Raw genomic sequence first — 24,094 nt, forward strand, 5'->3', positions numbered from 1 at the left:
CGTAGGCGAGGCAGTTTTCATCCATGCCTCTTAATCTACCACCTCAGTAACCCATTTTTGACTGTAGCGTTTCTTATCGTGTGAACGGTTACTATAAAACTCATATTTGATTTCTGAAAAAATTCAATACAACTCAAATAAATGTCTACGCCACGTTGCACGAACATAAATCAAAGTGGATTGCTATATCAAAACCTAAAATAATGCTTGGGAAGGGCAAACTAAAAATTTGGCAGTTTCAATGCTGCCAAATTGAGAGACTTTCAGGAAATATTTCGATAGATAGATGATTAGTTTTGGTGTGACAGTGCTTAGAAAGGCACTGTCCAATTTAGCCAGATCAAATTTGTGAATTCACAGTAGGAATACGGCTTCTGGTTTTATGAAGCTTATTTTCCCCGCTCTTGATAATCTTCAGAAGACTTTGGATCTAACTCCCAGCGATCGCCATCACGATCTTCTAAAATATCGTTGGTATGGAGAAACTCAGAATCAGCCATTTCTAGCCCTACTGCTGCTTCTAGCTCCTCTGTTACATTTTTATCGGGAGTGGAAGTACTACCACCAACAGCTTCATCCCCAACTGCATCTGCATCTTGCCAATAAGCATCAACATCACCACCGGTGAGTTCAGGACTAGTTTCTGTATACTCGTCTCTTTCTGCTTTGATTGAACGTCCACCAAGATTGTATCCTGGCAACTCTTTTACACCAGTACCATAGGATTCGGTAATTTCCTGTGGCAAATCATTGGTTTGAATTTCGTCATTATGATTTTTTTCTGCCATGATACTAGCCTTTTTCTGCATTCTCACAATAACGTTTTCTGGTTACGAAGTTATCTTACTAGAGATGTATAGCTTTAGAAATAAAAGAATCTATCCCCTTGGTACGAAGCTAAACTAGCGATCGCACCATACTATTGGAAATATGAAATCATGGTCAAGCAACTTGTAGTTGAAGATTTTAGTTATGAGTTAAGAGTTGTAAAACCGAAATTATTCAGTAGCAAACTTATTAACTCATAGCTATTTTTGTTAGAAAAAATCAAGTTTTGGGTGTTTATTATATACAGTTAATCCTCTAGGATTTTTAACTGTAGAAATTGATGAATATTGTAGCTAGTTAAAAACTAGAAATAAACAGGTAATAATATCTTATGACTGACCATAACAATCATTCCAGTAAGAAAAAAGTTGCCATCCTCATTGAACAGGCAGTAGAGGATGCAGAATTTACAGTTCCTTATAATGGATTAAAACAAGCTGGAATAGAGGTGGTAGTCCTTGGTTCCAGAATGAATGAAAAATATAAGGGTAAACGCGGCAAACTTAGCATACAAGCTGATGGTACTACCACAGAAGCGATCGCAGCCGAATTCAACGCAGTGATAATTCCTGGCGGTATGGCTCCCGACAGAATGCGGCGAAACCCTAACACAGTACGTTTTGTTCAAGATGCCATACAACAAGGAAAATTAGTTGCTTCGGTATGCCACGGCCCACAACTTTTGATTGAAGGCGACTTACTCAAAGGTAAACAAGCCACTGGTTTTATTGCTATTGCCAAGGATATGATTAACGCTGGCGCAAATTATTTAGATGAGCCAGTGGTAGTTGACGGAAATTTGATTACATCCCGTGAACCGGGAGACTTACCAATTTTCACCACAGCAATATTAAGCCGTTTGGGTTATGGTGGCAAAGATGCTGCTTTACCAAATGAAAAAGACACAAATGCTGAATGGTGGAAGCTGGCTGATGCTTGGGGTGGCTCAACTAAAGGTGAGATCACCAAAGGTTTAAATAATGCCCTTGCTGGTGAACGTTATTCGCTAGAAGCATTTGAAAACTACTTGCAAAAGGAATCAGATAACGAAGTTAACTCAGTTTTTCAAGAAATAATTGCTAATAAACAGCGCCACATTCAAAAACTGGAAACTTATCTTCAGCTATTGGGCGAAAAACCCTCTTTAGGAGCAAATATTGCTAATCAGTATGCCAAGGTGAAAACTGTCTTGACCGGAAGTGATGACATATATCAGTTACGTTCTGCTTTAGGTGATGTGCAAACTGGTATCGGCGATATTGGCAATTTGTCTGCAATGTTCACCGACCCAGTAGCAACTGCTATTTTCAAAGAAATTTACCAGGATTTATTGAAATACGAACAGCAGTTAGTAGAACTGTATCGGGCGCGGATAGGTACTCAAATTCAGGCTCCTAAGCCGACTACAGGGGCAGCTGTATCAATGTAGGTAGGGCTTTTGAACGTAGACGGCTACCGCAGAGGCGCAAATAACCCACAGATAGAAAAAAGAGGGTATTCGCGCCTCTACAGGTAATTTACAGGAATGGAGATATAAAAAGTGACTTCAACATCAGGGGATAAATCAAGTACAAACCAGCCAGAAGCTAGTGAAGTAGAGCGTTGGGCATCCCTTATCGGTGGCGGTGCCATGGTGCTGATGGGTTTAAGACAAGGTTCATTGCGGGGAGCGCTGACGGCTTTAGCAGGTGGTGGTTTGCTTTATCAAGGTGCAACCAAGCAAAGCACAATCCAGAAAGCACAGGAAGCAATAGGTCTAAACCAACCCATTAAAGTTGAAAAGACGGTAACTATCAATAAATCGGCAGAAGAATTGTATCGCTTTTGGCACAATTTTGAGAATCTGCCTACATTTATGAAGCATCTCAAATCTGTAAAGGTGCATAACGAAAAACGTTCTCACTGGATTGCCAATGCACCCTTGGATAATACCGTAGAATGGGATGCAGATATTCTCGAAGACCGGGAAAATGAGTTTATTTCTTGGGCTTCTGTAGAAGGTGCAGACGTTGATAATTCTGGTTTTGTTCGCTTTAAAAAAGCACCAGGCGATCGCGGCACGGAAGTCAAGGTTGTTTTGGAGTATAACCCACCAGGTGGAGCGTTGACAGCTACCGTAGCTAAACTTTTTGGTGAAGAACCAGAACAGCAAATTGGTGATGAATTACGCCGCTTCAAAATGTTAATGGAAGCAGACGAAATTGCCACCACCGAAGGTCAAGCAACTGGACGCAAGTAGTGGCGATGATTAGCGCCGCAAAAGCGATTAATAGCGATCGCTTTCCCAAACGCCTGAAAATGGCGAAAAAGTTTGCCAAAGCAGAAGTGATTAACTAGGAATAAGTTAATGCTGGCGAAGTGTTGAAACAGATAACTGGTGGCTATGGCCCCGATGCTTGCATCGATGCTGTTGGTATAGAATACCATCAGATTTTTCAACAAAAAAAGGATAACTATATCAAAGTTATTCTTAAACCTGAATGGTGAATAGTCATTCAGTATTTTGAGTTGTACACCCAACATAATGCAATTGAGGTTTTTTATGAATCGAGTAATTTCATGGCTGCGGAATATTCGTATTTCCCAAATCGTTGTAGTTTTTCTCGTAGGATTTATGTTCTTACTGGGTCAGGCTTTTAGCTACACTAACATAGCACTGGCTGACGTTAAAACTCCAGAGGGTACTTATTACAAAGGAACACCAAATGAGCAAAGTGAAATTAGAAATGATACCCAAATCAATAATACCCAAAAATCACAAAACCCAATCAAAAGCACTGTTGATAATATCCGCGAAAAGTTAAACTTGGATGAAAAACCTCCTGAAGCAACAAAAGAGTTTTTTGATCCTACTATAAACAAAACCGGAGATGAAACTTCATCATTAAGTAAAAGTAGAGAAGGTTATTATCGCACTCCTTCTAGCAACTAACTGAGAGGTAGCAGCTAGATGGTTAAGAAATTTTGATCAAAGTGGTACTCAAACCGTAGTGGGGAATGGGGAATAGGGAATAGGGAATAGAAAAGAGTTTTCCAATGTCTAATACCTAATCCCCAATACCCAATACCTAATATAAAGAGGCAAAAAATATGTCTGATACAACCGTTATTAAAGTAGACTCTAGCCATTCCCCTAAAGGTGAACTTGGTCAGAAATATCTTGCATCTGGCAAAACCATTTCCATGCGCCTATGGGAAAATGAGGAACCGAACGAACCTAAAGAGCCTACAGCACGGGAATATGAAACTGTTGGTTATGTAATTACTGGTCGTGCAGAATTGCATATTGAAGGGCAAACAATTTTACTAGAGCCTGGGAGTTCTTGGGTAGTACCAAAAGGAGCCAGCCACACTTACAAAATCCTAGAAGCATTTACTGCTGTTGAAGCAACCAGTCCACCCGCTCAAGTTCACGGACGAGATGAAAATTAAATTGTTTCGAGCGCACCTCTTTGATTGAGCGTACAAAAACTATCACTGGCTAATCATTAGCATAGAGTTGCATTCACATCTGAATAAGACTTGATTCCCCCAATTCTCCTTGCAAAAGAAGATTGGGGGGATTTTTGATGAACATACATCAGCTAGGTAGTACTCATTTGGTAGTTTGATAGATTAGGAACGTGAAAGTAGTAAGAGCGATGCTAGAAACGAAATCCTTATCTGTTGACTTCTCCAAAGAAAAGGAAGATGGGTATAAACGAATTTTTTCGCAGTTGCCACTTCTTACGAGTTTGAGTGCAAACTGGAATAATGTCTATCTTGCTTACGACTGGCAGGTGGCTGGCGAGACTCCAGAGGTTTTGTCTAAACAGCATGGTATTGCTATTTTTACCGAAGTGCCAACACCAATTCAGGCAGAACGGAGGCTGGATGGTCGCTTTCAAAGTGAGCAAGTAATTCAGGGTAATATTGTTGTCGCCCCTGCTTACACGGGACATCGTGCCTGTTGGGATACAGCAGGTGGTGTGATTCTTCTGGGATTTGAACCAACTGTTTTCGCTCATGCAATTTATGAATCAGTTGATCCCGATCGCATTGAACTTTTACCACACTTTGCCACACCCGATCCATTGGTTTACCAAATTGGGCTAGCTCTTAAATCTACTCTAGAAAATTATGGTGCAGGTAGTCGGCTATATGCAGAAGCAATGGCAAATGCCCTAATGGTTCATCTATTGCAGCACTACTGTACACAGCAACTTGTATTACGGGAATATTCGGGCGGTCTACCGAAACACAAGTTGCAGCAAGTGATTGACTATATAAATACTTATCTTGCCCAAGACTTAAGTTTAAAGGAGCTTGCAGCCCTTGTCCAAATGAGTTCTCATTACTTTTCGCAACTGTTTAAACAATCTACCGGTGCAACTCCACATCAATATATTATTCGCTGTCGGATTGAAAAAGCTAAACAGTTGTTGCTTCAAAGAGAATTTTCCATTGCAGAGATTGCTAGTCAAGTTGGTTTTGTCGATCAAAGCCATCTCAATCGCCACTTTAAGCGTCTCATGGGAGTTACACCTAAAATGCTGGAACAAAAATATAAAAAATAGGAAAAATGTCCAAAAATCGGACGAATCTACAAGACTAGAATCCATTTTATTTCAATAATGGAGGCTAGTACCGCAAGTCAAAAGTCAGAATCCAGAATTCAGAATTCTTATTCAAACCATTCCTAATGAAAGCGAAGCATTGTCACTCATTTTCAATCTTTGTTTGATAAAGGGGAAATATTTAATTATGACCGTCGGCAGAAGGATTGAAACTAGAACTGAACCCATGCTGCTCAACATGGGCCCTCACCATCCCTCTATGCATGGGTGTTTTAGATTGATTGTCACCCTGGATGGTGAAGATGTCGTCGATTGTGAGCCAGTCCTTGGCTATTTGCATAGAGGTATGGAAAAAATTGCTGAGAACCGCAGCAATGTCATGTATGTGCCCTATGTTAGTCGGTGGGACTATGCAGCAGGGATGTTTAACGAAGCGGTTACAGTTAATGCCCCAGAAAAATTGGCTGATATTACTGTCCCAAAACGTGCTAGCTATATCCGTGTCATCATGCTGGAATTGAACCGGATTGCTAATCACCTGCTTTGGTTGGGCCCATTCTTACTTGATACGGGTGCTGGAACTCCCTTTTTCTACATCTTCCGAGAACGAGAATTGATTTATGACTTGTGGGAAGCCGCTACAGGTTATCGGATGGTGAACAATAACTATTTTCGCATTGGCGGCGTGGCGGCAGATTTGCCTTATGGCTGGGTAGACAAGTGCGAGGATTTCTGCGATTACTTTTTTCCTAAAGTAGACGAGTATGAGCGCTTGATTACCAATAATCCCATTTTTCGCCGTCGTGTTCAAGGCATTGGGGCGATCGCTCGTGAAGAAGCCATCAACTGGGGGCTTTCTGGCCCGATGTTACGCGCTTCGGGTGTGAAATGGGATTTGCGGAAAGTAGACCATTATGAATGTTACGACGATTTCGACTGGGAGGTGCAGTGGGATACTGCTGGTGATTGTTATGCTCGTTACCTGGTCAGAATTCGGGAAATGCGCGAATCGGTGAAGATTATTTGCCAAGCTCTCAAAGGACTTCCCGGCGGTGCTTTTGAGAATCTGGAAGCCAAGCGCATGGCAGCCGGGAAAAAATCTGAGTGGGATGGCTTTGATTACCAGTACATCGCCAAAAAAGTTGCCCCCACCTTTAAGATTCCCAAGGGGGAAATTTACGCTCGTGTAGAAAGTGGTAAAGGTGAATTGGGAATCTATCTAATTGGCGATGATCACATATTCCCCTGGCGATGGAAAATTCGTCCCGCCGATTTCAATAACTTGCAGGTATTACCCGAAATCTTACGCGGCGTGAAGGTTGCCGATCTAGTTGTAGTACTGGGTAGTATCGATATCATTATGGGATCAGTAGATCGGTAGTATAGCAAATGGGTAGGCGTAGCCAGCCGTAGGCATCACCTTTGACTAATTTCTCAATAAACCTGATGCCCTGCGGAATATATGCTGTAATCAATCACCAGCATTTCCTATTGCATTAATCGCAGCTTCTAGTGCGATCGCTACATGAGTCCAATGAGTCCCCCCCTGGCAATAAACCACATAGGGTTCACGCAAAGGCCCATCAGCTGATAATTCCAAAGTACTCCCTTCAATAAATGTCCCCCCAGCCATGACTACCTTGCTCTCATACCCCGGCATTTCATCTGGAATAGGATCTAAGTAAGAACCGATGGGAGAATGCTGTTGTATAGCTTTACAGAAAGCAATTAGCTTTTCGGCAGAGCCAAGTTTAATCGCCTGGATCACATCACCACGAGGAGCAAGGGGAGCGGGATTGACTGGATAACCAAGTTTGTCAAATACATAACCAGTCAGATAAGTGCCTTTCATTGCCTCTCCGACCATTTGCGGCGCTAGAAATAAGCCTTGAAATAATAAACGATTTTGGTCAAAAGTAGCACCACCATAACTACCAATACCGGGAGCCGTGAGGCGACAGGCGGATGCCTCAACTAAGTCAGCACGACCAGCAACATAACCACCAGCGCTGACAATGGTTCCCCCAGGATTTTTAATCAGTGATCCCGCCATTAAATCAGCACCTACGGCTGTAGGTTCCTTTGTTTCAATAAATTCGCCGTAGCAGTTATCCACAAAGCAAACAGTGTTCGGATTCTGTTGTTTGACTAAGTGGACAATTTTTTCAATATCGGCAATTAATAAACTAGGCCGCCAAGAATAGCCACATGAGCGCTGAATTAACACTAAACGAGTGTTTTCAGTCACATTACTACTTAAAGCTTGCCAATCAATAGTTCCTTCTTTGGTTAGCTCCAATTGGCGGTAATTTATGCCAAACTCGATAAGGGAGCCTTGACCTTTACCCCGTAAACCAATGACTTCTTCAAGTGTATCGTAGGGAGAACCGACCACTGCTAACATTTCATCTCCAGGACGGAGAACACCAAACAAAGCACAGGCGATCGCATGAGTTCCCGAAACGAACTGCACCCGCACGGCGGCAGCTTCAGCGCCCATGACTTCAGCAAAAACTTTATCTAAAGTTTCTCGTCCTAAATCATCATGACCATAACCACTTACACCAGCAAAGTGGTGTGCGCCCACACGGTGATTACGAAAAGCATCCAGCACTCGTTTTAGATTATGCTTGACCTGAGTGTCAATTCCAGAAAAAATTTCTAATAGTGCCTGTTCTGCTTGCCGCAGCTGTTCTAAGCTGTTCATCAGTTCCTCGTTCAAAAAAAATTAAATTATAAATATGCGGATTTTAAGATCGCACATACTAGGCGGGAAAATTCAAATTCAGGTTATCGCATGACAATTGCTACCTCAACCAAACCTAAAATTAACTGGGTTAATACCCTGTTTTTCATTGGACTACACATCGGCGCTTTATTTGCTTTTGTTCCTGGTAACTTTAGCTGGACAGCAGTTGGTGTGGGTTTCTTGCTGTACTGGGTGACTGGCGGTTTAGGCGTTACTCTAGGATTTCACCGCCTTGTCACCCACCGCAGTTTTCAAACTCCCAAGTGGCTAGAGTATCTCCTGGTTTTTTTCGGGACACTCTCCTGTCAAGGAGGCCCAATTGAGTGGATCGGGACACATCGAATTCATCATTTAAACTCTGATACTGACACCGATCCCCATGATTCTAATAAAGGCTTCTGGTGGAGCCACATGGGTTGGCTGACTCATTATTGTCCAGCTCACGCTGATGTTCCTCGCTTCACCAAAGATATTGCAGAAGACCCAGTTTATCAGTTTTTAGAAAAATATTTCATTTTGATCCAGGTTGCTCTAGGTGTATTACTTTTGCTCCTAGGTGGCTGGCCTTTCGTTATCTGGGGAATTTTTGTTCGCATTGTCTGGGTTTACCACTGCACTTGGTTGGTAAACAGCGCTACTCATAAGTTTGGCTATCAGAGCTATGATTCTGGTGATAAATCAACTAATTGCTGGTGGGTAGCGGTACTAGTTTTTGGTGAAGGCTGGCATAATAACCACCATGCCTTTCAATACTCAGCTCGTCATGGGCTGGAATGGTGGGAAATCGATTTAACCTGGATGACTGTTCAATTGCTACAGGCGGTTGGTCTGGCTACTAATGTAAAGTTGGCCCCAGCAAAAAGTAGTTAGGAGTAGAGACGCGATTAATCGCGTCTCTACAGGAGTTAGGAATTACGTTAAATGTGAATCAGGCTTGAGAATTTTTATTTTGCCGTCGGTTTCTCAAACCCCGATTTTAGTTAGACACAGAAATCCTTATGGCACAAGAAGCATTTCTAATTCACATCCGGCGTGAGTTGAGAATCTAAACTTCTAACTCATCACTCCTAATTACTAACTTTTCAAAAGTCTATTTACGGGTGCGCTTGTATCTGTTAGGTTGCTATAATCCGAAGCGCTAATGTGAAGAATTTTTGCGGCAAGTTACTTTTTTGTGACTTGGTGGAGGAGTTTGTTGTTTTTCAGGTGTTCATGACTACATCAATAATTAACAGCCAAAAACTAAGTGACGAGCCTAGTAATTCCGACTTACGGCTCAAAGATATTGTCAAAACCCTGCCACGGGAATGTTTTCAGCAGAACCGTCGCAAAGCTTGGACACAAGTAATACTCAGTGTATTGGCAGTTGCCTTGGGCTATTACAGCCTGATTATCACTCCTTGGTTTCTGTTGCCCCTAGCTTGGATTTTTACGGGCACTGCTTTAACAGGTTTTTTCGTAATTGGCCATGATTGTGGACACAGGTCTTTTGCCAAACGTCGTTGGGTAAATGATTTGGTGGGGCATTTCTTTATGATGCCGTTGATTTACCCCTTTCACAGTTGGCGGATTAAACACAATTATCACCATGCTCATACCAACAAGCTGGATGAGGACAACGCCTGGCATCCAATCAGACCAGAAGTGTTTGAAAATTGGGATAAAACCCGGCAGTCTGCTTTTAAGTTGTTCATGCGTAAACGCCTCTGGTGGGTAGGTTCCATTGGACATTGGGCTGTGGTGCATTTTGATTGGCGGAACTTCAAAACTAAAGACCAATCGAGTATCAAGCTTTCTGTGGCTGTAGTAGTTGTGTTTGCTGCGATCGCTTTTCCTCTTCTGATCGCTACAACTGGTATCTGGGGATTTGTCAAGTTCTGGCTAGTACCCTGGATGGTTTACCATTTTTGGATGAGTACTTTTACGATTGTTCACCATACTGCCGCAGACGTTCCTTTTGCGACAGCTGACAAGTGGAACGAAGCTTTAGCACAGTTATCTGGAACTATTCATTGCGATTATCCGCGTTGGGTAGAAATCCTGTGCCACGATATCAATGTTCATGTCCCTCATCATATTTCTACTGCGATTCCTTCTTATAATTTGCGGCTAGCTTACAGCAGCATCAAAGAAAATTGGGAGCCTTATCTGCATGATGAGTGTAAGTTTTCTTGGTCTTTAATGAAGCAGATTACAGACGAGTGTCAACTGTACACAACTGACGTTGGTTATAAGACTTTTAACGAACATTATACAGAGCAATAAATAGCCCTGTGATTACACTCACGCTCTTGAACCAACGAGAGCGATTATCATGCTGTGTTTTAATAAAATCTGGCAATTGTTTACTGAATAAAATTTTAGATAAATTGCCAGAAATTATCCCTCTTGTGTGTTAGCGATCGCTAAGATCGTGGGCATTCTAATCAAAGTTCTAATTTATATCCAATCAAAAGAATCCAGTGCCATCAAACATTATCACGTTCAACAGTCCTCTAGGCTCTGAAAAGTCTGAGGATACTACTCAATTACCTTTCACACTTGGGGATTTAAAAGCGGCAATTCCTGCTGAATGCTTTCAGCCCAATGTGAAAAAATCACTTTTTTACTTTTTTCGTGACATCCTGATTATCGGTCTGCTTTATGCAGTTGCTTCTTACCTGGATTCTTGGCTTTTCTTTCCGATTTTCTGGCTAATGCAAGGAACAATGTTTTGGGCTTTGTTTGTAGTCGGTCATGACTGCGGACACCAATCTTTTTCTAAGCATAAATGGCTCAATGATTTGATTGGACATCTTTCTCACACACCAATACTTGTTCCTTATCATGGTTGGCGGATTAGCCACAGAACCCATCACAAAAATACTGGCAATATCGATAACGATGAAAGCTGGTATCCAGTAAGCGAATCACAATATAAGGAGATGCCTTTAGCACAAAAAATAGGCAGATATTATGTTTTTCTATTAGCCTATCCTGTGTATTTGTTTAAGCGTTCTCCTAATAAAGAAGGCTCCCACTTTTTGCCCGGGAGTTCGCTTTTCAAACCATCGGAAAAATGGGATGTTATTACTAGCACTGTCCTTTTGATTGGAATGATAGGTTTACTGGGTTTCCTCACCTACCAATGGGGTTGGATGTGGTTGCTGAAATATTACGCTGTCCCCTACCTTGTATTTATAGTTTGGCTAGATTTGGTGACATTCTTGCACCACACTGAGCCAGAGCTTCCTTGGTATCGTGGAGAAGATTGGACTTTCCTAAAAGGTGCAATTTCTAGCATTGACCGTGATTATGGTTTGGTTAATCATATCCATCACGATATCGGTACTCATGTTGCTCATCATATATTCCTTAACATCCCTCACTACAATTTGCTGAAGGCAACTGAGGCAATCAAACCAGTGATGGGTGAGTATTTCCACAAATCGGAAGAACCAATTTGGAAATCATTATGGAATTCATGTATCAGCTGTCATTTTGTACCTGATACTGGTAGTAAGGTTTACTACACATCTAATAATAAGTTGGCTAAGGACTAAAACTCAAATATCCGACTTCTTTTCTTTCAAGAAGTCGGAATCTTGTATTTCCATCAGCCTCCCTCATTTAGATAAAAATTGTCTTTTAAAGATTATCCAAATACCTTAAACAAACCTACCTTTTGAAGTGCGTTGGCCTAGCCCACCGCAGGCATCGCATATTACATTATTAGTCTGCCAGTATTTGAGTGTCCTGAGATTGCTATAACTTTCAACTTCTTGCTGTAATGTTATTAAAACTCAGAGTTAAAATAAAAATAGATAGATGATGTTTGCGGATTTTTGCCCTAACCTGGTAGTAAGATTTATTTTCTCCAGACTCTTGCTGTCTTGGTGGGTAAAGACTAACATATCTGTGGACAGAAGCAATATATTATCAAACTAACCCTAACAACACTGAAAAAACTTTGGATGTCTACTTTGAATCTGCTTTAGCACCATTTAACTTTATCTGTATGTAGTGATTTAAGACCATTACCTGCTAGGGTTATAAATTAGCACAGACTATAGTATAGACAATTTACACAAAACTTTTTCCATCTTTAAAATCAGAGGTATCAATGATTATAACTAATTTTAGCAAACAAAGAAATGAATTTAAGGAACCTAAAGTACTCAAAACTAAACCACATTGGCAAGGGCAAAATTTAAGCGATACTACGGTCAAAAGTAAAGAGCCTAAAATACAAGATACTACATCTGATAGTTCAATTGTCAATAGCTTGAATCGTGGTCGAGTTGCTATTTTTATTGATGGCTTAAACCTATTTCATACAGCTTTACAACTCGGCATCGAAATTGACTACGTTAAATTACTTTGTCATTTAACCAATGGTTCAAGACTGTTGCGGGCTTTCTTTTATACTGGAGTTGATATCAGCAATGAAAAGCAACAGGGTTTTTTATTGTGGATGCGTCGTAATGGCTATCGTGTTGTCGCTAAAGATATTATGCAACCAGCAGAGAATTTCAAAAAATCAAATCTGAACGTAGAAATTGCTGTAGATATGATAACTTTAGCTCCTTATTATGATACTGCGGTGTTAGTCAGTGGCGATGGAGACTTAGCTTATGCGGTGAACGCTGTCAGCAGAATGGGGGTTCGGGTGGAAGTGGTGAGTCTACAAACTACTACTAGTGAAAGCTTGATTGATGTTGCTGACTGCTTCATTGACATAGATAGTATTAAAGCACACATTCAAAAAGATTCTAATCTTGGCTATAGTTATCGCACACCGTCAAATTCAAACCTTTAATAGACTCTGGTGGAAGTTTATCTATTTTGTAACAAGGGGATTTTACCCCTTGTCTGCTCACAGTTTTGTGATTAATTGAAATGGATATTTTAATAGTTGAAGATGAACCAGAAATTGCTCATTTAATCCAATTATCTTTAGAAAAAGAAGGATTTTTTTGTCGCATTAGCCGCGATGGAATAAATGCTTTACGAATGTTTCAGGAGCAACCACCTGATTTAATCATTCTAGATTTAATGATTCCTGGTTTGGATGGGTTGGAAGTTTGCGCCAGAATTCGCCAGAAACCGGGTACAAAAGATCCTTACATTTTGATGCTCACAGCTAAGGGTGAGGAAATTGATCGCGTGATTGGTCTGTCTACGGGTGCTGATGATTACATGGTCAAACCCTTTAGCCCCAGAGAGTTGGTAGCTAGGGTGCGGGCACTATTGCGGCGTAGCCTTCGCCAAGGGGGACAAAATCAAGTCAATCGTACTCAACACTTTATCGTCGATGTAGACCAGCGCACTGCCAGCCGTCAGATGAATTCTCAGCAACCGGAAATTTTGGACTTAACTACCCTAGAATTTAACTTGCTAACTACTTTTGTTAGTAATCCTGGTCGAGTTTGGAATCGCACTCAACTAATTGATAAACTTTGGGGAGATAACTTTTTCGGCGATGAACGAGTGGTTGATACTCATGTAGCTAGGTTGCGAAAAAAGATTGAGCCTGATTCGGCAAGTCCTACTTTTATTAAAACTGTTGTTGGAGTGGGCTATAAATTTGAAGATCCTCCGGTAGCGTAAATATTATGAAAATGGGGCTGAGAACGCGCCTATTTTTCTCCCACTTAGTAGTGATGATCGTGGGGGTAGGTAGTCTAGTGAGCATCAGCAAAATCTCTTCCCCTCGTTTATTTGTACTGCATTTAGAACGATTAGAAAATCAGGGGTTCGACTTAATTGATGTCCGTACTGAATTGGTTGCAGGATTTGAGCTTGCTTGGCAGCGAAGCACTCTTTGGTCAGTTTTAGTCGGCACTACCGCCGCTGGAGGATTGAGTTACTGGGTTTCCAGACGGATTATGCAGCGCTTGACCGAGATGGAACAAATCACCCAGAAATTTGCTGCTGGTCAGATGGATGCAAGACTACCTATGTCTGATATTCCAGAACTGAATGGACTGGGTGCTAGTTTCAATCGGATGGCAGCCAGTTTGGAAGGGGTGGAAGCGCGGCGGCGAGAGGTAATTGGAGACATGACCCATGAATTACGGACACCGTTAACAGTTGTGCGTGGTTACTTGGAAGAACTGGCTGATGGGGAAATTGAAGCGTCTCCTGAAATTTATCGGCGTTTAGCTAAAGAAACTAGGCGCTTAGAGCGCCTGGTGAACGATTTACAAGAATTGTCTAAGGCAGAAGCTGGTTATTTGCCAATTAATATACAACGGGTAAATCTGCGTCCGTTATTAGAGTCGTTAGTGGAGAAATTCACCGATCAATTGTTGGAAGATGGGCCAGTTCTGCTCTTACAATGTCCATCTGTGCTACCTCTTGTATTGGCGGATATTGATCGTACAGAACAGGTGTTAGTTAATTTGCTTGGTAATGCGGTGCGTTACACTAACGAAGGTTCAATTATTATTCGTGTTGGGATTGAAGCATCTCAACTTTCGATTGCAGTTGTAGATACAGGTATTGGTATCGCTCCAGAAAATTTGCCTCATGTGTTTGAGCGTTTCTGGCGAGCCGACCAATCGCGCGATCGCCATTCGGGTGGTACTGGTATTGGTTTAACTATTTCCTATCGTTTGATTGAACTACAAGGCGGTCAGATTCAGGTAGAAAGCGAGTTGGGAGTTGGCAGTACGTTTCGGTTTTTTCTGCCTTTGGCTTAAGTTAAGTCAAAACCCTTGACATAAGTAAGTCGGTGTGAATATTTATCATCAGGTTCAGGCAGGAAGAAAGGGGGTTTTAGTCCACTTTTCTTTTATTAACATAGTTTGGTTTTTCCCACCTGTTCTACTTACAAGGCATTGACACAGGTTAGTCACGGCCGTGTCATACCCAATTGCTAATTTGAAAGTATCTAACCAAAATCTAGTTTTTTTGATGGGTGTCGAGATTTTGGAATTGTGTGGAATATAACGTTAATTTGGCATTTGGGTAGAATTCTATATGTCTACTTTTTTTTTAGCTGCTTTTTTGGTTAGTTTACTAAGTGTTTCGGGTTACGCTGCGATCGCCTACCTGTTCCCTCAAAATCGTTCCTAAGACTGACCACATAAGAATCTTTTGCTATTTTCTAGTTGACCATTGCGATCGCAAAGCCGTCGTATCCTTTGCTTGCCCACGGTCTAGATTGCCGTAGCGCTGATGCGTGGCTCAGAGGCAAGCAATTCGTTAAAGCGACGCACACCCTGAAGGCTAGGATCGCTGCTGGTAGCATCAATTACTGCTCCGTTACGCACGACATTATCGGCAACGCTCAAGCTGCCGAGACGGGAAAGCTTGAGCGCCCATTTGAAATAATGGGGATTGTTTGGCTTGTCGGCATCAATGAAGATCAGGTCAAATGGGAAGCCCCTAATCAGCCATTCATTCAGAGTATAGAAAGCATAAAATCCCTAATAGGGATTCTAATCAATTGCAATGCTTTTCCCTACCGCTTCCTGAAAGCAGTAGGGTTTTGTTTTAAGCCCTAATAGAGATTTTGCTCAATTGCAATTAGTAACACTTCTTACTTTAACTTTAATGATTATAAAACCCGTTTTAATCCCTAAAGAGATTCTACTATGTTAGTTTTTAAACCTTAATTCTTTAAATGTTCTTTTCTAACCGCTTCTCTTTATTCTCAAGTCTATTTATTAATGTATTTAAAGTAACTTAGCAATAAATTAACCATTCTTCAGTGAAATTACTATAAACAATCAACGATAAATTTCTCAAAAATGTAGTAATTTTCCTGATCTAACCTGGTAATTGCCGTATATAGATCACTTTCCTTAATGAAAAAATTAACATAGCTTGTTTGAAACTTTATCCAAATAATTTCTGTCTATATAAATAATCCGAATTTTCACTCTGGTGCATAATTTTAAGTATACAAAATACTGTGTTTCTAATAGCACGGTATAGTTAGTCTAAAAATCTAGTTATAACAAGTCCTACTCAATTAAATGTTTACGAAAAAGGTGTAAATAATGACTTGTATCCTGCGATCGCCCAAAAAAGCTTTGTAAAAAAGAAGTTTCGACACAAAAACTACTGCATATTTCACCCCAATAAGCCTGAATGAATAAATATAGGATGAATGAGGCGTCAACTATGAATCGAATTCGTGACGTTGTACAAAAAGCTTTAGCAACTGGCTATTTGACAGTGGAAGCTGAAAATCAACTACGACAACTGTTGACTACCCCGTATGACTTGGAAGATTTAAATGCTTTCATGGCTTTGCAGGAAGCTGCCATGACTGGTAAGGTCAAGCAGGAGTCTAGAGAGCGCTGTGGCATCAAGTAGAGACTTAACCTACTATGTCTTATGTCTCACCGCCGGGAGCGTTTATCATCATCCTCAAAATCCTCATCATCATCAAAAAATTCCCAATCATCGTCATCCGCTTGATTAGTAGTGGGTGGCTGATAAGGGGGAATGATGACTCGGTAATCGGCATCATAAACGGATTCGGTTTTTCCCACAGCCGTATTTTTAGGCTCACGGTAGCTGTAGGAGTAAACTGAACCAGACTGAGAACTGCTTTTGGCTTCTGATTGACGTTCGTAGATTTTCGAGTCTCTAGCAGGTTGAGCTTGAGGATTAGGGGTAGGCGCTTCCTCGGACTTTTCATCAAAGTTCCAATCATCATTTCTACTGCCATTTGTCTCCCAATCATCAAATTCATCACTAGTAGGCTCTTCTTTTTTACTAGCTGGTGGTGGAGGAGTGGTACGAGATGTAGATTCTTCTCTTTGGTTTGCCTTTGCACGAGGCGAAGTTGTACTTCGGCGGTCAGGAGTTTGACGTTGCCCTGCCACAAAATAATTGGATAAGTTAAATAAGGTAGCAATCAATATAGATGTGAAAGCACCTGCGGTAGTACTGAACAAAATCCATATCGCTAGTGGTAATGGTTGAGTTTGCACGCCCAAAAATACTAGCGATAGGACAGGCGACCAATTTTGAACTAACAACAGCGTTAGTCCTCCCAGTACCGCCACCAATAGAATTAAGCGAATTACAGCCATAGCAATTTTGTCAATTGTCAATTGTCAGTGGTCACTGAAGAGGAAAGGGGGCAGGGAGCAGGGGGAAAACCCCATAAATAAATTTATTCGCTCTGAGACCCTAATGGAGCAGGGAATTTCAGAATCTTTCTCCCTTTGCCCCCTGCTCCCTATTCCCCTGCCTCTTTGGTCAGTGGTCAGTTATCAGTCTGATTACTCTTCACTAATTACTGTTCACTAACTACTGACACTATCAGCCATCTCTATCATTACCCTTTTAGGGCTATTGTGAAATTTCTGATGAGTCTACAGGGGCGTTAGCGGCGACCTTCCCACCTTTGAATTGGGATGCAGTCAATATCTAGTTGATCTAAAGCACGGGCAACTACAAAATCAACTAAATCCTCGATGGTTTGGGGATTATGGTACCAGGCGGGAATAGCGGGGACAATTCTAACTCCAACTTCAGCTAAAGAGGTTAAGTTACGCAGGTGGATGAGGCTAAAAGGCGTTTCACGAGGGACAATGACCAGTTTTCGCCCTTCTTTGAGTTGGACATCTGCTGCCCGTTCTAGTAAATCAGAACTCAAGCCAACCGCTAGCTTTGCTACTGTACTCATGCTGCATGGAATAATTATCATCCCCAGAGTGGCAAAGGAACCACTGGCAATCCCAGCTCCAACATCACCCCAAGGATGGCAACGGAGTTTACCCGAAAGGGCAACTCCAGCTTGCTCTCGCCAAAATTGTTCTTGTTGAATTGGTTCTGGTGGCATCCGAATTTCCTGTTCTGATTGCCAAACCATGTAAGTAGATTTAGAGGCAACCAATTCAATACTATAATCCGCTTCTAGCAAAAATTTGATGGCGCGAACAGCGTAAATCAGACCAGATGCGCCCGATACGCCCAAAATGAGAGGTTTAGTATTATTTGACACGTAAAGTTTGGTGGATTTTACTCATCTTCAGAGTAAGGATCTAGGTCATCAGGCTCTATATCATTTGGTAAATACAGGTCTGAAAGCTCATCATTGGAACCATTCCCAGTTATCCCTTTAGCTAGACCATCGCTGCCAACAGTTACCAAATCAATTTGTTGACGGTAGTAATCGACACTCTTAACTTGGACGGCGACGCGATCGCCTAATCTGTAAGAAGCGCGATTTTTGCGACCAAACAGTGCTTGTTGTCTAGCGCGATATTCATACCAATCATCTTTGAGAGAACTGACGTGTACCAATCCCTCTACTCGCAAAGGCACACCAGGATTACTGCTGGACTCTACCTCGGCTGCTGGTACTTCAATTTCCACAAAGAAACCGTAGGATTGAACGCCAGTAATCACGCCTTGAAATACCTGGCCGATGCGTTGCTTCATCAGTTGGGCTTTTTGCAGTCCGGCTAAATCAGCTTCAGCTTCTTGGACTTCTTTTTCTCGGTCGTTGATTTGGACAATTACCCTAGTCAAATCGCTTTGCAATTCTTGTTGCAATTCTGGGGGTAAAACGTTCCAGTTAATTTCCTCGTGGCTGGAGGAGTGGCGCAGGTTAACGCGTTCTCTGACACGGGTATTGCGGCGATCGCGTCCGTTTTCGAGTAGCGCGTAATACACTCGCTGCATCAGCAAATCTGGGTAACGCCGCAATGGGGCACTAAAGTGGACATATTGCGGTAGTGCCAAACCAAAGTGAGATCCTTTGGTGGTGCTGTACGCCGAGGGCTTAAGGGTATCTTGCAATAAGTAAGTAAGAACTTGCTCAGAGGGAGATTCGGCAAAAGCTGTCGTTAAATGTTGATAATCTAGGGGTTGGATATCGACTTCTGGATCTAATGTGAGGTCAACGCCTAAATTGACTGCTAATTTCAGCATTTCCTGAACATCTTCAACATCGGGCGTGCCTTGGACTCGCCAGATAGCCGGAACACCAAGAGCATTTAAGTGAGTTGCGATCAGTTGATTAACTAACAGTACCAACTCCGTGAGTAGCGATCGCACTGGTAAATCATTCACCACCACAGCGCCGAGAATCCCCTCATCATAATAGGCGTTTTGGCTGGGCGGCAGATTCAACTGGAGGCTACCACGATTCAACCGTACCTGCTTCACGCCTGTTTGCAAGGCTTGGAGGTCTTGCACTACTTGGACGACCTGTGGAGATTGATTGTGAGCTTCACCTGTGAGAATTGCTTGGGCAACTTCAGTACTTAGTGCAGTTTCGACGTTAATTACACTAGGTTGAATTTCCCACTCCAACACTTCTCCAGATTGGGGATCAATGGTAATTAAAAAAGAGATAGTTAAGCGATCGCTCCCAGGTATTAAAGAACAGCGTTCTGCCACAACTGAGGGCAAAATTGGCAGTACTAATTCTCCCAGATACACTGATTTACCCCGTTTGAGTGCTTCTCTATCTAGGGCTTCATCAGGTTGGACATAGTGAGAAACATCAGTGATATGAACGCCCAAAAGCCAATTTCCGGCTAAGTTTTTTTCTAAACTAAAAGCGTTTTCTATAACTTTGGTGTCACCATTTACCCCTTCAATGGTGAGAGTAAACAAATTACGCAAATCCAAGCGATTTTTTAGGTCTGCTTTGAGTAGCTTTTTGGGTAACTTGGCGGCTGCTTCGAGAACATGATCGGGAAAAGTCCGGGAAAGGTCGTGTTTGCACGTAACTAAATCTATATCAGCAGCAGCTTCGGCATCGCTACCGAGGATTTGTACCACTCGACCAAGGGGAGGATATTGTGCTAACGGGTAACGCAAAACTTCCACATGAACTAGGTGGTCGATCGCCTCTTCCAACTTTACCTCGTTGGCTTGAATCTTGAGTTCAAACAGCAATCGATCATCTAAAGGCACAGCCCGAAAACCAGTTTCCACCTGCTTAATTCGTGCCAGTAACGTGTGGTTGGAACGTTCGAGAATTAGCTTCACCTCCCCTTCGGGAGAGCGACGGCGACTGCCTTCTTTGAGAACTCTCACCAAAACGCGATCGCCATTCCAAGCATTACTTAAATGACTTTCGCGGATGTAAATATCCTCGGCTCCTTCCACATCTTGAATAGCAAAGCAAAAGCCTTTACTAGAACAACGGAGTTTTGCCTCGATTATTCCCTCTTCTGAAACACGACGGTATTTGCCCCGTTCTTTGACCAAAATACCGATTTTTTCAAGAACATCTAAGGCAATGTGAAGTTTTTGTAAACTTTTTTCATCTTCACAGCCAAGTTTCTTTTCTAAAACCTTCCGAGCTACCAATTTATCATCGGTGAAATTGGCAAGGAGTGTAGCGATTGAAAATTCCATGCAGTGAACCGACCTTTGGTCAAAACATTATTTGTTGTTTAATCTGGTTCATTCCTGTATACCCTCACGGCTTACAGAAACAAGCTGGAAACGAATTGCCCAGAGGCAAGGCTTCCTAAGTTCTAAGGAAAGGAAACCCAACCTAACAAGAGTGGGAAACTACTCCGGCAGTTCCGAGCAAAGGAAGCCTACCCACGGACAACTCTGGGCATCTACGAACTTCTCACTGCACGATGCTCTCAGAATTCGCCTGCGTTCAATTCCCTTCACCTAACCAAACTTAAGATTGCACGCCTGATTTTACAATTTAGCCCCGCTAGTGAATTACGCGACGGGTTTTTGAGAAGTTGGGTTTAGAGAATCCATACTGCCCAAAAGCGCTATGCAGGGGAGCCACTGCGGTGAGGCAGCCCCCGTCTTAGCGGTTCCCGTTTTAGCGAGTCATCGAGCGTCTGGAGGACTGCCGTTCGCCCTTGGCGTGCCGGAGGCATCACCCTAAAGGTCTTGGGGTTTCCTCAAGTGGAGCAAGTAGCGTGGAAACTACAGGTGTTTGATTGTCTAGAGTGAAGGTAATTTTACGCCATTAGAATCTGATTTTTAACTAGGAGGAACTGCCGGTGAACCCAATTTTCCCACATGTAGAATCGGTAACAATTAGGTGAGCAGCTTAATAAGCAGTGAGGGCGAACCTTATCTCCATTATTGTAGATTTAGAGCGCACTTCCAGAAAATAGTTCTAGATATCTAGTTGGGTAATCAGTATAGCATTGCAGGCAAGACTACCCAGATAAGTTAGCACCAGCCAAAAATTTCGTCAAAAAACAGCTACTGCTACAATTGGGACACTAGACAAAGCATTAAAAGGGACTGGGGATTGGGTATTAGGGATGAGGATTAAAATAATTCTTTCCCCTGTCCCAGTCTCCAATCCCAAGTCCCCAAAAGATTTAGATTGGTAGTAGTATTATGTTGGCTCAATTCCAGAGCTTGTATCCCAAGGGCAGTCTGACTTCTGAATTAGTGCAAATTTTTCAAGGAAAATATATTGTCCGGGCAAGCGTGCAAGTTGAAGGCGTAACCCGTGCGACGGGTATGGCAGCAGCAGAAACAGTAGAAGTAGCAGAAGACCAAGCCAGAACTAGGGCGTTGATGGTTTTGGGTATTACAAATTCGCCACCAGAATCAGTGGAATTTAGCTCAAATTCAATTTCTCCAGCGCAGCTAAATCCCTCCTTGAATACCAAAGGCGGATTGAGTGAATCTACTTATTCTTCTACGAAAGCTGGGGATTTTGTAGGTAGTCAATGGCCAGAGGTTAGCGACAAAGAAATATCTATACCGCCTTCCAAAGTCCGCAACATCAAACCAGAAGTAGTAACAACCAGTAACGAACAGTACGAATACAGTAGTGCTGCGTCTTTACCAAGCGATAACTATAGCCAAGATTTAAGTCAAAATTTTCCTGTGACTACCAACCGGGAGCTAGAATTTGATCCTCCAGTTGAAAACTTGGAAATAACGTTTAGTAACGAGCCAGAAAATCAAACCTTTCCAGCAATTTCTGCTAATAATGTCACACCATTTACACCTCGGAGTTACAGCCCTCAAGATGATGTCCCTACCCCATCAGTGACAGGGAAGAGAAAGAAGAAAGCTGAACCCGTGGATTTATCGGATGTAATTGCAAAAACAGATGTCGAACTTCAGCGTTTAAACTGGACACCAGAACAGGGACGGGAGCATCTGATTAAAACCTACGGTAAACGAGGGCGTACTTTGCTAACTGAAGAAGAATTACACGGATTCCTTAAATACCTTCAATCGCAGCCTGACCCAATAGCGGGATTTTAATTTGTCATTTGTCATTTGTCCTTAACAATCACAAATGACAAATGATGCAGGCTGTTAAAAGAGTGACGAAGTTATGGAACCTGTTAATTTTGCTGAAGTAATTGCTCAAACAGATGTTGAGATGCAGCGATTAGGCTGGACAATAGACCAGGGACGAGAGCATCTCAAAAAAAGTTATGGTAAGCGATCGCGTACTTTACTCACAGAAGTAGAATTACTAGACTTCCTTCAATATCTTGAATCTCAACCGTTAGATGAAGTTGTGACTGCCAAAATTGATGTTGACACCGAACAGTTATGTTGGACACAACAGGAGAGGGAAATTAATGCTGAAATCGAACGATTATGTTGGATGAAAGAGGATGTAGTCCCTCCGTCAGTGACAGGAAAGAGAAAGAAGAAAGCTGAACTCGTGAATTTGTCGGATGTAATTGCTAAAACAGATGTCGAAATCCAGCGTTTAAACTGGACACCAGCACAGGGACGGGGGCATCTGATTAAAACCTACGGTAAACGGGGACGTACTTTGCTAACTGAAGAAGAATTACACGGATTTCTCAAATACCTGCAATCTCAGCCAGACCCAAGCGCAGGATTTTGATTTGCAACTTCTAAATCAAGTTTTTAATTCAAATAACCCCTCTTCAGATTATGAAGAGGGGTTATTTTTGAGGTTTAAGGGAATTAAAAGTGGTAAATGGTGATTTACCAATCGTGATTATTAATTCACAGCAGCAACAGCTGGACGGCTACCAGCAGCGTGGCGGTCAATCACTTGGTCAATCAAACCGTATTCCCTGGCTTCCTCTGGTGACATGAAGAAGTCACGTTCAGTATCTTCAGCAATGCGCTCAATTGGTTGACCTGTATGTTCAGCTAAATAGTTATTTAGCCGTTGCTTGTGGTACAAAATTTCCCGCGCCTGAATTTCAATATCAGTCGCTTGTCCTTGAGCGCCACCGAGAGGTTGATGAATCATAATCCGAGAATGGGGTAAACTCATCCGCTTACCCTTAGCACCCGCGCTGAGAAGGAAAGCGCCCATACTCGCCGCCAATCCGGTACAAATTGTACAGACATCAGGGCGAATATGTTTCATAGTGTCAAAAATGCCCATACCAGCCGTCACCGAACCACCGGGAGAATTGATGTACATATATATGTCCTTCTCCGGGTCTTCAGCATCCAAATACAGCAGTTGGGCAACAATCAAGTTAGCAATGTTGTTGTCAACTTGTTGTCCCAAAAAGATGATGCGCTCACGTAACAGCCGTGAGTAGATGTCAAAGGCGCGTTCACCTCGACCCGATTGTTCAATAACGATAGGAATCATGGAAGCGTGTTTGTGGCTACTTTAAATACATTTTATCGGTGACAGCACGAAACTGGGGTTTATCTCTACTGTTCTCAAGCAGATAACTTAAATTTTTATTGAGGAAGGCATGAGGCAAGAGGAAAATTTCTCTCTGTTCACTACCGCGACCAACCAGGGAAAGATTTTAAGACAAGAATACTGAAGTTTCGTTCAGTGGTTTCAATTCATCCGGGGTCGAATCTCATAAATGAATTGCTTCTGTTGTCTGCTTCAACATTTTCCCTTGCTCCCTGACCCTTGCCCCCTGCTCCCTGCTTTGTTGCCTCTTTTTCAACCTCTAAGGGCACTTTTTAGCCGCAAAAGGTGTCTAAGATAATATCCCATGTAGGGAAGAACAAATCAAAAAACTCTAATTATCGCCAACCTCATAATCTCGGACTTTGCTAGATAACCTTGGCGATGTTTCATTAAACC

General features: G+C 42.2%; 21 protein-coding genes and 2 pseudogenes. 16 read left to right on the forward strand and 7 right to left on the reverse strand.

Going from position 1 to position 24,094, the window contains the following annotated elements:
- Window positions 1-389 precede the first annotated feature (389 nt).
- Window positions 390-788 carry a DUF6335 family protein gene (locus tag V7K69_RS19140; RefSeq protein WP_335037106.1) on the reverse strand — a complete coding sequence of 133 codons (399 nt, stop codon included), beginning with the start codon at window positions 786-788 and terminating at the stop codon, window positions 390-392.
- A gap of 371 nt (window positions 789-1,159) precedes the next feature.
- On the opposite strand from V7K69_RS19140, the gene V7K69_RS19145 reads away from it, so the two are divergent.
- From V7K69_RS19145 to V7K69_RS19175, 7 genes and pseudogenes are all read left to right on the forward strand, one after another.
- Entirely contained in the window at window positions 1,160-2,257 is a 1,098-nt protein-coding gene (locus tag V7K69_RS19145; protein ID WP_335037108.1) for a DJ-1/PfpI/YhbO family deglycase/protease, read from the forward strand.
- A 111-nt stretch (window positions 2,258-2,368) separates the two neighbouring features.
- A complete protein-coding gene (locus V7K69_RS19150) occupies window positions 2,369-3,067 on the forward strand; it encodes an SRPBCC family protein (RefSeq protein ID WP_335037110.1) in 699 nt (232 codons plus the stop codon).
- Between the two features lie 5 nt (window positions 3,068-3,072).
- A pseudogene (locus V7K69_RS33010) lies at window positions 3,073-3,315 on the forward strand (zinc-binding dehydrogenase); the annotation flags it as partial.
- 55 nt (window positions 3,316-3,370) lie between these two features.
- Window positions 3,371-3,760 (forward strand): hypothetical protein, encoded by a 390-nt coding sequence (locus V7K69_RS19160; protein WP_335037113.1) that lies wholly within the window; start codon window positions 3,371-3,373, stop codon window positions 3,758-3,760.
- Window positions 3,761-3,918: 158 nt separating this feature from the next.
- Window positions 3,919-4,260 carry a cupin domain-containing protein gene (locus V7K69_RS19165; RefSeq protein WP_185582195.1) on the forward strand — a complete coding sequence of 114 codons (342 nt, stop codon included), beginning with the start codon at window positions 3,919-3,921 and terminating at the stop codon, window positions 4,258-4,260.
- A gap of 209 nt (window positions 4,261-4,469) precedes the next feature.
- Entirely contained in the window at window positions 4,470-5,384 is a 915-nt protein-coding gene (locus V7K69_RS19170; protein ID WP_335037116.1) for an AraC family transcriptional regulator, read from the forward strand.
- Window positions 5,385-5,571: 187 nt separating this feature from the next.
- Window positions 5,572-6,765: an NAD(P)H-quinone oxidoreductase subunit H gene (locus V7K69_RS19175; RefSeq protein WP_335037119.1), complete on the forward strand. Its 1,194-nt coding sequence runs from the start codon at window positions 5,572-5,574 to the stop codon at window positions 6,763-6,765.
- Window positions 6,766-6,855: 90 nt separating this feature from the next.
- Here V7K69_RS19175 and V7K69_RS19180 read toward each other — a convergent pair whose 3' ends face one another.
- Window positions 6,856-8,091, reverse strand: a complete 1,236-nt coding sequence (locus tag V7K69_RS19180) for a methionine gamma-lyase family protein (protein WP_335037121.1) — start codon at window positions 8,089-8,091, stop codon at window positions 6,856-6,858.
- Window positions 8,092-8,181: 90 nt separating this feature from the next.
- On the opposite strand from V7K69_RS19180, the gene V7K69_RS19185 reads away from it, so the two are divergent.
- The 6 genes from V7K69_RS19185 (at window position 8,182) to V7K69_RS19210 (ending at window position 14,816) form a co-directional block, all read left to right on the forward strand.
- Entirely contained in the window at window positions 8,182-9,003 is an 822-nt protein-coding gene (locus V7K69_RS19185; RefSeq protein WP_114084324.1) for an acyl-CoA desaturase, read from the forward strand.
- 342 nt (window positions 9,004-9,345) lie between these two features.
- Window positions 9,346-10,398: a fatty acid desaturase gene (locus V7K69_RS19190; RefSeq protein WP_335037123.1), complete on the forward strand. Its 1,053-nt coding sequence runs from the start codon at window positions 9,346-9,348 to the stop codon at window positions 10,396-10,398.
- A gap of 197 nt (window positions 10,399-10,595) precedes the next feature.
- Window positions 10,596-11,675 carry a fatty acid desaturase gene (locus V7K69_RS19195; protein ID WP_335037125.1) on the forward strand — a complete coding sequence of 360 codons (1,080 nt, stop codon included), beginning with the start codon at window positions 10,596-10,598 and terminating at the stop codon, window positions 11,673-11,675.
- 560 nt (window positions 11,676-12,235) lie between these two features.
- Complete coding sequence (locus V7K69_RS19200; RefSeq protein ID WP_335037127.1) at window positions 12,236-12,931, forward strand: LabA-like NYN domain-containing protein; 696 nt, start codon at window positions 12,236-12,238, stop codon at window positions 12,929-12,931.
- An 80-nt stretch (window positions 12,932-13,011) separates the two neighbouring features.
- Window positions 13,012-13,722 (forward strand): response regulator, encoded by a 711-nt coding sequence (locus V7K69_RS19205; RefSeq protein ID WP_114084328.1) that lies wholly within the window; start codon window positions 13,012-13,014, stop codon window positions 13,720-13,722.
- Between the two features lie 5 nt (window positions 13,723-13,727).
- Window positions 13,728-14,816, forward strand: a complete 1,089-nt coding sequence (locus V7K69_RS19210; protein WP_335037130.1) for a sensor histidine kinase — start codon at window positions 13,728-13,730, stop codon at window positions 14,814-14,816.
- A gap of 459 nt (window positions 14,817-15,275) precedes the next feature.
- Here the strand turns inward: V7K69_RS19210 and V7K69_RS19215 are convergent, their stop codons facing one another.
- Complete coding sequence (locus tag V7K69_RS19215; RefSeq protein ID WP_335037190.1) at window positions 15,276-15,524, reverse strand: O-methyltransferase; 249 nt, start codon at window positions 15,522-15,524, stop codon at window positions 15,276-15,278.
- 721 nt (window positions 15,525-16,245) lie between these two features.
- On the opposite strand from V7K69_RS19215, the gene V7K69_RS19220 reads away from it, so the two are divergent.
- Window positions 16,246-16,440, forward strand: coding sequence for a hypothetical protein (locus V7K69_RS19220; protein WP_114084331.1), 195 nt, complete (start codon window positions 16,246-16,248; stop codon window positions 16,438-16,440).
- Window positions 16,441-16,466: 26 nt separating this feature from the next.
- On the opposite strand, the gene V7K69_RS19225 is transcribed toward V7K69_RS19220, so the two are convergent.
- The 3 genes from V7K69_RS19225 to V7K69_RS19235 all read right to left on the reverse strand — a co-directional run bounded on the left by V7K69_RS19225 (window position 16,467) and on the right by V7K69_RS19235 (window position 20,454).
- Window positions 16,467-17,165, reverse strand: a complete 699-nt coding sequence (locus V7K69_RS19225) for a LapA family protein (protein WP_335037132.1) — start codon at window positions 17,163-17,165, stop codon at window positions 16,467-16,469.
- Window positions 17,166-17,461: 296 nt separating this feature from the next.
- Window positions 17,462-18,082, reverse strand: a complete 621-nt coding sequence (locus tag V7K69_RS19230) for a flavin prenyltransferase UbiX (protein ID WP_163927497.1) — start codon at window positions 18,080-18,082, stop codon at window positions 17,462-17,464.
- 17 nt (window positions 18,083-18,099) lie between these two features.
- A complete protein-coding gene (locus V7K69_RS19235) occupies window positions 18,100-20,454 on the reverse strand; it encodes a ribonuclease R family protein (protein ID WP_335037135.1) in 2,355 nt (784 codons plus the stop codon).
- A 966-nt stretch (window positions 20,455-21,420) separates the two neighbouring features.
- Between V7K69_RS19235 and V7K69_RS19240 the strand changes: the two genes are divergently transcribed.
- Window positions 21,421-22,305 (forward strand): hypothetical protein, encoded by an 885-nt coding sequence (locus V7K69_RS19240; RefSeq protein WP_335037137.1) that lies wholly within the window; start codon window positions 21,421-21,423, stop codon window positions 22,303-22,305.
- A 382-nt stretch (window positions 22,306-22,687) separates the two neighbouring features.
- Window positions 22,688-22,906, forward strand: a pseudogene (locus V7K69_RS19245) (hypothetical protein); the annotation flags it as partial.
- Between the two features lie 120 nt (window positions 22,907-23,026).
- Here the strand turns inward: V7K69_RS19245 and clpP are convergent.
- Window positions 23,027-23,638, reverse strand: a complete 612-nt coding sequence (gene clpP / locus V7K69_RS19250) for an ATP-dependent Clp endopeptidase proteolytic subunit ClpP (RefSeq protein WP_190934978.1) — start codon at window positions 23,636-23,638, stop codon at window positions 23,027-23,029.
- Window positions 23,639-24,094: the final 456 nt, after the last annotated feature.

This window comes from Nostoc sp., from assembly GCF_036917775.1.
GTDB lineage: Bacteria > Cyanobacteriota > Cyanobacteriia > Cyanobacteriales > Nostocaceae > Nostoc.